The sequence below is a fragment of the Priestia sp. BR_2 genome (assembly GCF_041954005.1).
GTDB lineage: Bacteria > Bacillota > Bacilli > Paenibacillales > Paenibacillaceae > Paenibacillus_AQ > Paenibacillus_AQ lautus_A.
In genome coordinates this window covers 1-13,009 of the sequence record NZ_JAVFHM010000139.1, presented here as the reverse complement: position 1 = coordinate 13,009, position 13,009 = coordinate 1, and the positions used below count along the sequence as shown (strand labels likewise).

The window sequence follows — 13,009 nt, the reverse complement described above, 5'->3', positions numbered from 1 at the left end:
AGACCATGGGACTTGGGGGAATGGGGATGTTGGAGGCGTCTGTCCAATCGGGACAGCTTGCGGCGATTCTGCTGATGGCGGTTGCACTCGGGCTAGACGCATTTTCGCTTGGCATCGGAGTCGGAATGAGAGGCGGCATGCGCTTAGGCCATATGCTGGGCATCAGCTTCATGATCGCAATGTTTCACATGCTAATGCCGCTGGCGGGCTTGTTTGCCGGCCGCTATGTAGGTATGCTGCTGGGTCACGTCACAGGGCTTGCAGCCGGCGGGCTGCTCCTCCTGCTGGGCGGGCATATGCTGTATAATTCTTGGCGGGGCGGGGAAGGTCAGCGCATTCATCCTACCGCGTTCTTGGGCATGCTGCTGTTTTCGCTCAGCGTCAGCATCGACTCCTTCTCGGTAGGCGTTTCGCTCGGGATGTTCGTGGATGATGTGCTGCTGATCGTGATCTCCTTCGGTGTCGTGGGCGGTTTGCTGTCCATTCTTGGCCTGCTGCTCGGCCGTCAGGCGAGCAACAAGCTGGGGGAGTACGGCGAGATGCTGGGCGGACTGATTTTGATCATCTTTGGCGTGATGTTTATCTTTTGATGCAATATTTGTTACAATAATCCCAAAACAACCTACAACGGGAGGTACGGGACCGTGAAAAATATATTGTTTGTCTGCACGGGGAATACCTGCCGCAGCCCGATGGCGGAAGGGATGCTGCGCAAGCTCGCCAAACAGCGGGGCATTCCCCTGGAAACGCAATCCGCCGGCGTCTCGGCCGTGGACGGCATGCCGGTATCCCGTCATGCGGAATCGATACTGCGGGACCAGGATATTCAAGATCGTTTGGTATCTAAGCCGCTGACCGCGAATCTGGTGGAATGGGCAGACCTGATTCTGACGCTGACCCAGTCGCATAAGCAGTATGCGATTCGGCAGTTCCCGCATGCGGCCGACAAGATGCACACGCTGAAGGAGTTTGTGGAGGATGACCGGCGGGTGCTGGATGATCTGCGGGAGCAGGACAGCCTGTACGCGACGCTTGAGCTGGCCAGATCGCTGGGCCGCGATGTCAGCGACCGCGACCGGGAGCGTCTGATCGAGCTGCGCCAGCGCATTCCGAGCTTCGATATCTCCGATCCTTTCGGCGGCTCGCGGGAGGAATACGAGGCGACGGCGGCGGAGATTCGGACGGCGCTCTTCCGCCTGCTGGACAAGCTGGAAGCGGATCAGCATAAATAGGATTGGGTTCCACGGAAGCGAAGAGTGAATCTGGATCCGGGCTCAATCTGGCTAAAAAAGCCGCTTGCCTTTCGCAGGGTATTGCTTTAAGATGAAGGTGAAAAACATGAATCCGATGTAACTGGCGACGAAGTGGATGAAACCACGATGGAGCATCGGAATATACGGCCGGTCGCCTGGGCAAAGAGCATTTGGAGCACAATACGTGCGCCGACTGCTCTTTTTTCGTCTTTTGCGTGGAGTTTGGGTTATAATGAAACAAGCTAAAACGCAAAAGCGAACATTCGAGGGGGTTTTTCATAGATGAAAATTGCATTGGGTACCGATCATGCCGGCATTCGTCTGAAAGAGGAGATCGTGGAGGTCATTCGGGGTCTTGGACACGAGGTGGAGGATCTTGGCTGCGGCTGTTCCGATTCCGTGGATTATCCCGATTACGCGCTTCCGGTGTGCGAGAAGGTGGTCTCGGGTGAAGCGGATCGGGGCATTCTGATCTGCGGAACGGGAATCGGCATGAGCATTGCAGCCAACAAGGTGCCGGGCATCCGCTGCGCGCTGACGCATGATGTATTTTCGGCCAAAGCCACGCGTGAGCATAATGACAGCAACGTGATTGCGCTGGGCGAGCGCGTCGTCGGCCCCGGGCTTGCTGCCGAGATCGTCAGCGCATGGCTGACAACGGATTTCAGCCAGGGCGAACGCCATGTCGGCCGCGTGAACAAGATCAAGGCCATCGAGGAGCGTTACCTGAAGAGCGAATCGCGATAGGTCGACGCGTAAGCTGCTGCGGTTATTGCGTATGGAATGAAGCATCTTCTGTGAAAAAATTCATCGGGAGGACTGTGACATGACGGATATCTCCAAGGTTTCCTTGAGCGAACAGACGGCGCGGATCGTCCGCGAGCTGGCCGAAGCGGCAGCCTTAGGACCGGGCAAGGTGCTGGTCATCGGAGCCAGCACCAGTGAAGTGGTCGGACGCCGGATCGGCACGGGCGGCGCTCTTGAAACGGCGCAGCAGCTTCTTCAGGGCATTGCCGAGGTTCAAGCGGAATTCAGCTTCGCTGTAGCCTATCAATGCTGTGAGCATTTGAACCGGGCGCTAGTCATGGAGCGGGGGCTGCTTGAAGAGCTGCGCCTGACGGAAGTGGCGGCTGTACCGATTCCGGGGGCGGGAGGCTCCATGGCCTCGGCGGCGTATCGGAGTATGAAGGAGCCCTGCCTTGCGGAATCCATTGAGGCCCATGCGGGTGTCGATATCGGCGAGACGCTGATCGGCATGCATTTGCGAAGAGTGGCGGTTCCGTTCAGGCCGAGCGAGCGTTATATCGGCGATGCGCGCGTAACGGCGGCTTACACCCGGCCGAAGCTGATCGGCGGAGAACGCGCCGTGTACCGGCTTGAGCAGCGGGATGATTCCACGCTGTGCGATTGATTCGAATGAGAGCCCGCTTTAGTCATTAGGTAAACTTGTAGTCTTGACTTGGCAAGAGAAAATAACGATTGATTATGGGAGGATATGAACATGATGGAACATTTGCGGAAGAATGACCCGGCTGTATTGGAAGCGATGGATTTGGAACTGAAGCGTCAACGCAGCAACATTGAGCTGATTGCCTCCGAGAACATCGTCAGCGAAGCGGTTATGGAAGCCATGGGGACGGTGCTGACGAATAAATATGCGGAAGGCTACCCTGGCAAGCGTTATTACGGCGGCTGTGAGCGAGTGGATATCGTGGAGGATATCGCCCGTGACCGCGCGAAGGAATTGTTCGGTGCCGAGCATGCCAACGTTCAGCCGCACTCCGGCGCCCAAGCGAACATGGCGGTGTATTTGGCTGCGCTCAAGCCTGGAGATACCGTGCTCGGCATGAACCTGGCCCACGGCGGCCATTTGACTCACGGAAGCCCGGTTAACGCGTCCGGCCTTCTGTACAATTTCGTTGCATACGGCGTGCAGGAAGACACGTTCCTTATCGATTACGACGAAGTCCGCAAAGCGGCTTTCAAACACCGTCCTCGTCTGATCGTGGCGGGTGCAAGTGCATATCCTCGCATTATTGATTTCGAGAAGCTTGCTGCCATCGCGAACGACGTAGGCGCATTGTTCATGGTCGATATGGCTCATATTGCGGGTCTTGTTGCCGCGGGTCTTCACCCGAATCCGGTTCCGCATGCCCATTTCGTAACCACCACGACGCACAAGACCCTTCGCGGACCTCGCGGCGGCATGATTCTGTGCAAGAAGGCATGGGCACAGGCGATCGACAAAGCAGTGTTCCCAGGCTCCCAGGGCGGACCGCTCATGCATGTCATTGCTTCCAAGGCCGTTGCGCTTGGCGAAGCATTGGATCCGTCCTTCAAGACGTATGCAGAGAACGTCGTGAAGAACGCGAAAGTGCTGGCTGACACCCTGATCGAGGAAGGCCTGAACATCGTTTCCGGCGGAACCGATAACCATCTGATGCTGGTCGATACCCGCAATCTGGACATCACCGGCAAAGACGCAGAGAAGGTGCTGGATTCCATCGGGATTACCGTCAACAAGAACGCCATCCCGTTTGATCCGACGAGCCCGTTCGTCACGAGCGGTATCCGTATCGGTACGCCGGCGGTAACCTCCCGCGGCATGGATGAGCAGGCGATGGTGAAAATCGCGAAGATTATTGCCATGACCTTGAAGCAGCCTAAAGACGAAGCAACGCTGGAAAAAGCGGGCCGTTTGGTGGCTGAGCTTACGGATCAATATCCTCTTTATGCCGAAATGAAATATTAATCACAGTTTCGTCAGCATAAGAGGCCTATGATAAGAGGACCCCACCTGAAGGTGGGGTCCTCTTTTAGGAGCTGTCACATTCTGGCCAGATTGCTATGCTCGCATGCTCCCGGTCGGGTCGCTTGGCGGTGAGGATCAATATAGGCGAAAATGGAAAACCTAGGTGCAGGGCTGACGAAGATCCGGTTATAAGGTCAAAACTCACGGAAATAAACATGACTCGTGCAGGTGTCAATTGACTAGAGGGAATGATATAATAGACAGGATTTATGGAGCTCACAAGTATTTACGCCCATATTGAAATAACATTTGCATTCAAACCGGAGGGACCAGACATGGGAAAATTGGTGATTTGTGATCACCCGTTGATTCAACACAAACTTACATTTATACGCGATATGCGGACTAACACAAAAGACTTTCGCGAATTGGTAGACGAAGTCGCGACTTTGATGGCTTATGAAATTACGCGGGAGGTTCCTCTTGAATCGATATCTGTTCAGACGCCGGTAGCCGAAACCCAAGGGAAAGTCATTTCCGGCCGGATGCTCGGCCTCGTGCCCATCCTGCGTGCGGGTCTTGGCATGCTGGACGGCGTGGTCAAGCTGCTTCCCGCTGCTAAGGTAGGGCATGTCGGATTGTTCCGCGACCCGGAAACGCTTCAGCCCGTGGAATATTATACGAAGCTTCCAACCGACGTGACGGAGCGGGAATTGATCGTCATCGATCCGATGCTGGCGACGGGCGGATCGGCCATCGCTGCGATCGACGTGCTGAAGAAGCGCGGCTGCACCCAGATCAAGATGATGAATCTCGTGGCTGCGCCGGAAGGCGTAAAGGCCGTGCATGACGTCCATCCGGACGTGGATATTTACGTTGCTGCTCTGGATGAAGGGCTCAACGACCACGGCTACATCGTACCGGGCCTGGGTGATGCAGGAGATCGGCTGTACGGCACGAAATAAGAGCCGAGCCAGTCATTCGTACGACTTGAATTGAAAAAACAAGCATGCAAAGAGGGGTAATTTCAAACATGTCAAAAGTGAAAGTGATGACGATATTTGGGGTCCGCCCCGAAGCGATCAAGATGGCGCCGCTAATTCTGGAACTTCAGCGCCATCCGGAGCATATCGAATCGGTGGTTTGTGTAACTGCGCAGCATCGGCAAATGCTGGATCAGGTGCTTGACGTGTTCAAGATTGTTCCGGACTACGACTTGGACGTGATGAAAGACCGTCAAACGCTGAATGAGATCACCGTACGCGTTCTGGAGGGGCTTGAGCCTGTCCTGCGCGAGGCCAAGCCGGATATCGTGCTGGTGCACGGCGACACGCTGACAACGTTCCTGGCCAGCTATGCAGCCTTCCTGCAGCAGATTCAGGTCGGCCATGTAGAGGCGGGTCTTCGCACATGGAACAAGCTGAATCCTTATCCTGAAGAAATGAACCGTCAGCTGACCGGCGTGCTGGCCGATCTGCACTTTGCGCCGACGGACTGGTCTGCCGAGAATCTCCGCAAGGAGAACAAGCCGGAATCCCGCATTTACGTGACGGGCAACACCGCTACGGACGTGTTCCAGTATACGGTTCGGGAAGGATATACCCATCCGGTTCTGGATTGGGCACAGGGCAAGCGCCTAATCCTGATGACGGCGCACCGCCGCGAATCCCAAGGGGAGCCGCACCGTCAGATTTTTGAAGCGGTGAAGCACATTGCCGACGAGTTCGAGGATATCGCCATCGTCTACCCTGTGCATCCGAGCCCTGCCGTCAAAGAGCCGGCTCACCGCATTTTGGGGAACCACCCGCGCATCAAGCTGATTGAACCGCTGGATGTCGTGGATATGAACAATATTTACACCCGTACGCATTTCATCATTACGGATTCGGGCGGCATGCAAGAGGAAGCTCCGTCCTTCGGCGTGCCGACGCTGGTGCTTCGGGACACGACGGAACGTCCGGAGGGCATTGAAGCCGGCACCCTGGAGCTGGTAGGCACCCAGGAAGAGAATGTGTACGAACGCATTAAGGCTCTGCTGACCGATCAGGAGCTCTATGACAAGATGAGCAAAGCCGCTAATCCTTACGGGGATGGACAAGCTTCCCAGCGAATTGTCAATGCGATTTTGCACCATTTTGGCATTCGAAAAGAGCGTCCTGAGGAATTTCACAGAATGTTCACAAAGGCATAGTTTACCGTATTCTGATTGGCAAGGGGACAGCATACAGTTGAACTGTACGGTTACCGCGGCGTTTTGCGCAATTCAGACTGCTCAAAACGCCGATTTTACACGGGAAATCCATCAAATCGATTCATTGACAAACTCTTGTTATATTCAGTAAAATGAGTTGGGATTAGAGGTTCATATGAAAAATCCGAAAAGTCAAGATAACCCTTGGTTGATAGCGCTATACATTAGCGGGGCGGGCGGTTTGCTTGCCGCTTACATTCTCATCGGTTTTTTTACCGGGCGATGGCTCATGAATCAGTTGGACGGGCCCAGAGTGTGGCTTGCCATTGGTACGCTTTCGGGGCTCTTTGTAGGGATTTTGAATATCGCTCTTCTCATTAAAAAGTTTTTGGGGGCGCAGGCGTGAATGATTTGACTTCCATTGTGAACGCTGTATTTAGAGTATCGTTACTCTTATTGTCTGCCTTGTTTCTCGGATGGGCTCTCTATCCGGAATTCCGCCCGATAATTATGGGGTTGATCATGGGCATGGCGGCGGGCTTGTTTAATGTACGCTTCCTCTCCATGAAAGTGCAGCAGCTGGCGCAATTGGCTGTCGATCCGGAACCGAAAAAGTACAACTTCGGCTTCATTACGAGATTGTGCATCGGGCTCCTGATTGTGATCTTCGCCGTAAAACTCGAACAGGTATCCCTCGGCGGTGCAATCGCCGGTCTGTTCATACCCCAATTGTTGACCATTCCTGTCAGCATTGTGTTCAGTTTGAGAAACAATCATTGATCAGCGCTAACTTGGAAAGGGGTGAAAACAATTATATGCATGATTCACCGATTATCAAACTTGGCGGATTGAATATTGACCTTTCGGCGGTCATAATGCTTCTCGTCACCTGTGTGGTGGTGTTCGTATTATGCCGGCTGGCGGTACGTAATCTATCTGTCGAAAACCCTTCCAAACTGCAAAACTTCATGGAATGGGTAGTGGAATTTGTGCAAGGCGTCGTAGCGAGTGCGATGGATCTGAAGAAAGGGAAAGCTTACATATCGTTGGGGCTTACTCTGATCCTGTTCATCTTTGTAGCCAACTTGCTGGGCTTGCCGTTCTCAATTATCACCGACTTACCGGAGAACTTCACGGTCTTTGGTCAGCCAATCCTGGCTACACTCGGACTTGAACATGGCCACTATGCTCACGTATTGTGGTGGAAGTCGCCAACAGCGGACATTTCCGTTACGGCCGGTCTTGCGATCGTTGTATTCGTGCTCATGAACTACCTGGGCCTGAAGCTGAATCGCAAGCATTACCTGAAGCATTACATCGAACCGTTCCCGATCTTCCTGCCGCTCAATATCATTGAGAACCTGGCAAAACCTATCGCTCTGGCAATCCGGCTTTACGCCAACATTTTTGCCGGCGAGGTACTGATCACGGTGATTCTGAAAACCGGCTTCTGGGGCATTCCGTTCATGGCCGCATGGCAAGGTTTCAGTATCTTCATCGGTGCATTGCAGGCGTTTATCTTTACGATTTTGACAATGGTATACATCTCGCAAACTACGATTCACGAAGAGCATTGATCAACTCGGACGAATCCGCCGTAACAGCGGTGTTTTTCGAAAGAGATATTTTCTATAGTTTCACCAAATTTCAATTTTGAAACAATTTTAAGGAGGATATTTAACAATGGAATTTTTGGCAGCAGCTATTGCAGTAGGTCTGGGCGCCCTTGGCGCAGGTTTGGGTAACGGTATGATCGTAAGCAGAACAGTTGAGTCTATCGCTCGTCAACCAGAGGCACGTGGTCAATTGCAAACAACGATGTTTATCGGTGTTGGTATCGTAGAGGTTATTCCTTTGGCGGCTACTGTAATCGCGTTCTTGATCATGTTCTCTTAATAACAATACAACGGTTTGGCGGGGAGGGCCGATGCCATCCGCGCCTTCGTTTTGTTAGGCACCGCACTTCGTGTTGATGGAAAGGAGTGACCTCAATGACAATTCTTTGGGAAAATATGGTAATCACTATTATCGCGTTTGTTATTCTTTACCTCTTGCTTCAAAAGTTTGCGTTCAGCAAATTGTTCGGCATCATGGAGCAGCGTCGTGAGCTGGTCATGAGCCAGATGAACGAAGCGGCACAGACCCGCCAGCAGGCGACTGCATATGTAGAAGAGCAGAAGAAGGCACTGGAGCAAGCGCGTCAAGATGCTCACGAAATCATCGAGCGTTCCAGACAAACTAGCAACAAACAAGCAGAGCAAATTATGGAACAAGCTAAGGAAGAGGCGATTCGCCTGAAATCCGAAGCTGTTCGTGATATCGAGAATGAGAAGAAGAAAGCGGTCGAAGAGCTTCGCAGCGAAATCGGCAGCGTTTCCGTGAAGATCGCGACCAAGCTGATCGAACGTGAAGTCAAGAACGACCAAGCTCAAGAGGAACTGGTGGATCAATACCTTAAAGAGGTAGGAGGCAGACCATGAGCCAAAATACGGTAGCAGCCAAGCGGTATGCGCGGGCGCTGTTCGAAGTGGCGGCTCAGCAGCAGAAGGGTCTGGAAGTGGAAGAGGAATTGCGGGCTGTCGTGCATGCCATTGAAGGCGATGCCGACATCCAGAAATTCATCGCCACGCCGAATGTTCCCCAGTCCGTGAAGATGAACGTAATCAGCCAGGCGTTGGCAGGGAAGGTATCGCAGCCTGTATTGAACACGATCGAATTGCTTCTCGACAGAGGGCGTGCAGAAATGTTCGCAGAACTGCTGAACAGTTATGTGAAGATACAAGGTGCGAGCTTGGGTTTGGCAGACGCCACTGTGTACTCCACCTACCCGCTTAGCGATCAGGAAAAAGAACAGGTTGCTTCGGAATTCGGACAGTTAGCACATCAGAAGATCCGCGTGACCAATGTTGTGGACGAAAGTTTGCTCGGCGGCCTGAAAGTTGTCATTGGCGACAAGCTGTATGACGGAAGCATTGCCGGGAAGCTGGAACGTCTCGAAAAGTCTTTTAATAGACGAGCATAGTAGATAGGGGTGAAAACGTTGAGTATCAGACCTGAAGAAATCAGTACTTTAATCAAAAGTCAAATTGAAGAATATAAATCCGATATCACTGTCTCTGAAGTAGGTACGGTAATTCAAGTAAGTGACGGTATTGCTCGCGTGTACGGCCTGGAGAACGCGATGTCCGGGGAACTTTTGGAGTTCCAAAACGGCGTGTTCGGTCTGGCGCTGAACCTTGAGGAGAGCAATGTCGGTGTCGTTATCCTGGGACCTTACTCCGAAATCAAGGAAGGCGATCAGGTAAAGCGTACAGGACGTATCATGGAGGTTCCTGTAGGCGAAGCTCTGCTTGGACGCGTCGTGAATCCGCTGGGTCAGCCGCTTGACGGCAAAGGCCCGATCGAAGCGACTGCCTTCCGTCCGGTTGAGAGCAGTGCACCAGGCGTTATCGACCGTAAATCCGTTCATGAGCCGATGCAAACCGGTATTAAAGCGATCGACGCGATGGTACCTATCGGCCGCGGTCAGCGCGAGCTGATCATCGGTGACCGCCAAACAGGTAAAACCACCGTTGCCATCGATACGATCCTGAACCAAAAGGGCAGCGGCGTTAAATGTATCTATGTAGCCATCGGGCAAAAGCAGTCCACTGTAGCACAGGTTGTTGAAACTCTTCGCCGTCATGGCGCGCTGGAGTACACGATCGTTGTTACGGCTTCGGCTTCCGAGCCGGCTCCGCTGCAGTACATCGCTCCATACGCAGGCTGCGCAATGGGCGAGTACTTCATGTACAAAGGCGAGCATGCGCTCATCATCTATGATGACTTGTCGAAGCAAGCGGCAGCATACCGTGAATTGTCCTTGCTCCTCCGTCGTCCTCCGGGTCGGGAAGCTTATCCGGGTGATGTTTTCTACCTGCATTCCCGTTTGCTGGAGCGTGCAGCGAAGCTCAACGATGAGCTTGGTGGTGGTTCATTAACCGCACTGCCATTTATTGAAACACAGGCTTCTGACGTATCTGCTTACATTCCAACCAACGTAATTTCGATTACGGATGGACAGATCTTCCTGGAGTCCGAGCTGTTCTACTCCGGACAACGCCCAGCGATTAACGTCGGTATTTCGGTATCCCGTGTCGGTGGTTCCGCGCAGATCAAGGCGATGAAAAAGGTTGCGGGCGGCATGAAGCTGGATCTTGCGCAATACCGTGAGCTCCAGGCGTTCTCCCAGTTCGGATCCGATCTGGACAAATCAACCTTGGCTCGTTTGAACCGTGGTGCAAGATTGATGGAAATCCTGAAACAGGGCGTGAACCAGCCGTTGTCCGTTGAACAACAGGTTGTTAGCTTGTACGCAGCCGTTAAAGGATATATCGATGATATCGAGGTTGCTGACGTGCGTCGTTTCGAGAGCGAATTCCTCGCGTTTATTGGAAGCAATAAACCGGAAATTCTTCAATCCATTACGGATACGAAGGATTTGACGTCCGACAACGAAAACGCGTTGAAAGCGGCAATCGATCAATTTAAGAAGGGCTTTGCCGCTTCGGTCTAAGCTCCTCAGGCAAGTAATAGGAGGGGAGCCGGGGTAAGCCCGGCATCCTCTTTCATCATATGGAATGTAGCTTTGGCTGTGACCAAAGTGGTTATTACAACAGATGTGGCTTTGGTCCTAGCCAAAGCTTAGTCTACCCGTACGAAGTAATTTTGGCCCCAGCCAAAGCGCGAATTGCTTACGAAGTAACTTTGGCTCCGCCAAAGTTAGGTGATTGCTTACGAAGTTAGCTTTGGCTTCGCCAAAGCTAGGCTGATGCTTACGAAGTAACTTTGGCTCCGCCAAAGTTTTAAGGTGGTGAAAACATGGCAAGAGGATTACGTGATATTAAGCGGCAGATCAAGAGTGTTCAGAACACAAGGCAGATCACCAAGGCGATGGAAATGGTTGCTGCTGCCAAGCTGAGAAGAGCTCAAGAGAAGGCGACCTCCGCGCTTCCATACTCCGAGAAGCTGAAAGAAGTGGTAGGCAGCATCGCTGCTGGAACCAAGGGAATCAGCCATCCGATGCTGGAGAAGCGCGAAGTGAAGAAAACCGGTTATCTGGTGATCACTTCAGACCGTGGTCTTGCGGGTGCTTCGAACTCCAATATTTTGCGTAAAGTATCGAATTTTATCGCAGAACGCCATCAGTCCAAGGACGAGTATTGCCTGTTTGTGATCGGACGTAAAGGACGCGATTATTTCCGCCGTCGTGGACTTCCGGTTGTTGAGGAGCTCACCGATTTATCCGACAGTCCGACTTATGCGGATATTAAGACCATCGCTAACGCGGCGGTTCACCAATACGAGCTGGGTCAGATCGATGAGTTATACCTGTGCTATAACCAATTCGTGAATGCCTTGACTCAGCTTCAGGAGATCTCAAAGCTTCTGCCGATGGAGAACATTGGCGGCGGGGAGAACCTGACTGGTTATGAGTATGAGCCGTCTCCGGAAGGCGTGCTGGAGGTTCTGCTTCCGAAATACGCGGAAACGCTGATTTTCAGCGCAATGCTCAATGCGAAGGCAAGTGAGCTTGGAGCGAAGATGACCGCGATGGGAGCAGCAACGAAGAATGCGAGCAAGTTGATCAACGAGTTGAACCTGACTTACAACCGTGCTCGTCAGGCTGCCATCACGCAGGAAATTTCCGAGATTGTGGGCGGAGCCAACGCTCAGCAATAATGTACGTTTGAATTCTTAACTTAGTATTTAACGGATATGCGGCGATGTGATGAACAGCCGCTTTTACGATCATCGTTCACCGCCGAAGGTGAACGGGTAGGAGGGAAAACGAATCAATGAAAAAAGGACGCGTTGTCAGCATTACAGGTGCTGTAGTTGACATTGAATTTGAGCGCGGTCATCTTCCCGAGATTTTTAATGCTGTCAAGATTGAAGCTACGTTGGAAGGCGGCCGCTCGGTTGATTTGACTTTGGAAGTATCCAATCATTTGGGTGATAACCTGGTTCGTTGTATCGCGATGTCATCCACGGACGGTCTCGTTCGCGGTATCGAAGCTGTGGATTTGGGCAGACCGATCACGGTTCCTGTAGGTTCCGCTACACTCGGACGCGTATTTAACGTATTGGGTGAGCCGATCGATAATGCAGGTGCCGTAGTGTCCGAAGTTAATAACCCGATCCACCGTGAAGCTCCTGCATACGATGAACTCTCCACGCAAGCAGAAATGCTTGAAACGGGGATTAAAGTTATCGACTTGCTTGCTCCATACCAAAAAGGCGGTAAAATCGGTCTCTTTGGCGGTGCCGGCGTAGGTAAAACCGTTGCGATCCAGGAATTGATCAACAACATCGCTCAAGAAACCTGCGGTATTTCTGTCTTGGCCGGCGTAGGGTAGCGTAATCGTGAAGGTAATTACCTTTACCACGAGATGAGCGATTCCGGCGTTATCAACAAAACCGCGATGGTATTCGGTCAGATGAACGAGCCTCCGGGTGCCCGTCTTCGCGTAGCGTTGACCGGCTTGACGATGGCGGAATATTTCCGTGACCAAGAAGGTAAAGACGTGCTTCTCTTTATCGACAACATCTTCCGCTTTACTCAAGCGGGTTCCGAAGTATCCGCCCTCCTGGGACGTATGCCTTCCGCGGTAGGTTACCAGCCAACGCTGGCATCCGAAATGGGACGCTTGCAAGAGCTTTCTCTTATACCCATCTGACGCTGCCGACGGAGAAGATAGTGTGAATCGCGGTTAGAGCCGTGTCATTAAAAAACACAATGAAGTGCACGACGTGAAAGTGATAGCTCTACGA

The 13,009-nt window shown here is 52.5% G+C and carries 15 protein-coding genes, 1 pseudogene and 1 riboswitch; all 16 genes and pseudogenes read left to right on the top strand.

The genetic code is table 11. The features are described from left to right. The first annotated feature begins 26 nt into the window (after positions 1 to 26). Entirely contained in the window at positions 27 to 590 is a 564-nt protein-coding gene (locus RB298_RS05260; RefSeq protein WP_375121486.1) for a manganese efflux pump MntP, read from the top strand. A 54-nt stretch (positions 591 to 644) separates the two neighbouring features. Further along, positions 645 to 1,232 (top strand): low molecular weight protein arginine phosphatase, encoded by a 588-nt coding sequence (locus RB298_RS05255; protein WP_009590545.1) that lies wholly within the window; start codon positions 645 to 647, stop codon positions 1,230 to 1,232. A 107-nt stretch (positions 1,233 to 1,339) separates the two neighbouring features. Continuing rightward, a riboswitch (ZMP/ZTP riboswitch) is annotated at positions 1,340 to 1,421 on the top strand. Between the two features lie 114 nt (positions 1,422 to 1,535). Further along, positions 1,536 to 2,000, top strand: coding sequence for a ribose 5-phosphate isomerase B (gene rpiB, locus RB298_RS05250; protein ID WP_009590548.1), 465 nt, complete (start codon positions 1,536 to 1,538; stop codon positions 1,998 to 2,000). 79 nt (positions 2,001 to 2,079) lie between these two features. Further along, entirely contained in the window at positions 2,080 to 2,664 is a 585-nt protein-coding gene (locus tag RB298_RS05245) for a TIGR01440 family protein (RefSeq protein WP_375121485.1), read from the top strand. A gap of 90 nt (positions 2,665 to 2,754) precedes the next feature. Beyond that, complete coding sequence (locus tag RB298_RS05240) at positions 2,755 to 4,005, top strand: serine hydroxymethyltransferase (protein WP_009590552.1); 1,251 nt, start codon at positions 2,755 to 2,757, stop codon at positions 4,003 to 4,005. 335 nt (positions 4,006 to 4,340) lie between these two features. Beyond that, a complete protein-coding gene (gene upp, locus RB298_RS05235; protein WP_009590550.1) occupies positions 4,341 to 4,970 on the top strand; it encodes a uracil phosphoribosyltransferase in 630 nt (209 codons plus the stop codon). Between the two features lie 68 nt (positions 4,971 to 5,038). After that, positions 5,039 to 6,196 (top strand): non-hydrolyzing UDP-N-acetylglucosamine 2-epimerase, encoded by a 1,158-nt coding sequence (gene wecB / locus RB298_RS05230; protein WP_486046222.1) that lies wholly within the window; start codon positions 5,039 to 5,041, stop codon positions 6,194 to 6,196. Between the two features lie 175 nt (positions 6,197 to 6,371). After that, a complete protein-coding gene (locus RB298_RS05225; protein WP_009590543.1) occupies positions 6,372 to 6,602 on the top strand; it encodes an AtpZ/AtpI family protein in 231 nt (76 codons plus the stop codon). Next, positions 6,599 to 6,976 (top strand): ATP synthase subunit I, encoded by a 378-nt coding sequence (locus RB298_RS05220; RefSeq protein ID WP_015737749.1) that lies wholly within the window; start codon positions 6,599 to 6,601, stop codon positions 6,974 to 6,976. The genes RB298_RS05225 and RB298_RS05220 overlap by 4 nt, the downstream gene beginning before the upstream one ends. 35 nt (positions 6,977 to 7,011) lie before the next feature. Then, positions 7,012 to 7,773, top strand: coding sequence for a F0F1 ATP synthase subunit A (atpB, locus tag RB298_RS05215; protein WP_009590537.1), 762 nt, complete (start codon positions 7,012 to 7,014; stop codon positions 7,771 to 7,773). A 106-nt stretch (positions 7,774 to 7,879) separates the two neighbouring features. Next, a complete protein-coding gene (gene atpE, locus RB298_RS05210; RefSeq protein WP_007128780.1) occupies positions 7,880 to 8,092 on the top strand; it encodes a F0F1 ATP synthase subunit C in 213 nt (70 codons plus the stop codon). 95 nt (positions 8,093 to 8,187) lie between these two features. After that, the gene (gene atpF / locus RB298_RS05205; RefSeq protein WP_009590554.1) at positions 8,188 to 8,676 is read left to right on the top strand and encodes a F0F1 ATP synthase subunit B; all 489 of its coding nucleotides are present in this window, start codon (positions 8,188 to 8,190) and stop codon (positions 8,674 to 8,676) included. Further along, positions 8,673 to 9,218: a F0F1 ATP synthase subunit delta gene (locus RB298_RS05200; RefSeq protein WP_015737747.1), complete on the top strand. Its 546-nt coding sequence runs from the start codon at positions 8,673 to 8,675 to the stop codon at positions 9,216 to 9,218. The genes atpF and RB298_RS05200 overlap by 4 nt, the downstream gene beginning before the upstream one ends. A gap of 18 nt (positions 9,219 to 9,236) precedes the next feature. Continuing rightward, positions 9,237 to 10,751, top strand: a complete 1,515-nt coding sequence (gene atpA, locus RB298_RS05195; RefSeq protein ID WP_015737746.1) for a F0F1 ATP synthase subunit alpha — start codon at positions 9,237 to 9,239, stop codon at positions 10,749 to 10,751. Between the two features lie 305 nt (positions 10,752 to 11,056). Beyond that, complete coding sequence (gene atpG, locus RB298_RS05190; protein ID WP_009590544.1) at positions 11,057 to 11,917, top strand: ATP synthase F1 subunit gamma; 861 nt, start codon at positions 11,057 to 11,059, stop codon at positions 11,915 to 11,917. Positions 11,918 to 12,033: 116 nt separating this feature from the next. Further along, positions 12,034 to 12,894 (top strand): annotated as a pseudogene (atpD, locus tag RB298_RS05185) (F0F1 ATP synthase subunit beta); the annotation flags it as partial. Positions 12,895 to 13,009: the final 115 nt, after the last annotated feature.

Excerpts from the sequence above, each read along its gene's own strand:
- RB298_RS05260 (WP_375121486.1), top strand. The coding sequence starts at position 27 with ATGTTGGAGGCGTCTGTCCAATCGGGACAGCTTGCGGCGATTCTGCTG.
- rpiB (WP_009590548.1), top strand. The coding sequence starts at position 1,536 with ATGAAAATTGCATTGGGTACCGATCATGCCGGCATTCGTCTGAAAGAG.
- RB298_RS05245 (WP_375121485.1), top strand. The coding sequence starts at position 2,080 with ATGACGGATATCTCCAAGGTTTCCTTGAGCGAACAGACGGCGCGGATC.
- RB298_RS05240 (WP_009590552.1), top strand. The coding sequence starts at position 2,755 with ATGATGGAACATTTGCGGAAGAATGACCCGGCTGTATTGGAAGCGATG.
- upp (WP_009590550.1), top strand. The coding sequence starts at position 4,341 with ATGGGAAAATTGGTGATTTGTGATCACCCGTTGATTCAACACAAACTT.
- wecB (WP_486046222.1), top strand. The coding sequence starts at position 5,039 with ATGTCAAAAGTGAAAGTGATGACGATATTTGGGGTCCGCCCCGAAGCG.
- RB298_RS05225 (WP_009590543.1), top strand. The coding sequence starts at position 6,372 with ATGAAAAATCCGAAAAGTCAAGATAACCCTTGGTTGATAGCGCTATAC.
- atpB (WP_009590537.1), top strand. The coding sequence starts at position 7,012 with ATGCATGATTCACCGATTATCAAACTTGGCGGATTGAATATTGACCTT.
- atpE (WP_007128780.1), top strand. The coding sequence starts at position 7,880 with ATGGAATTTTTGGCAGCAGCTATTGCAGTAGGTCTGGGCGCCCTTGGC.
- atpF (WP_009590554.1), top strand. The coding sequence starts at position 8,188 with ATGACAATTCTTTGGGAAAATATGGTAATCACTATTATCGCGTTTGTT.
- RB298_RS05200 (WP_015737747.1), top strand. The coding sequence starts at position 8,673 with ATGAGCCAAAATACGGTAGCAGCCAAGCGGTATGCGCGGGCGCTGTTC.
- atpG (WP_009590544.1), top strand. The coding sequence starts at position 11,057 with ATGGCAAGAGGATTACGTGATATTAAGCGGCAGATCAAGAGTGTTCAG.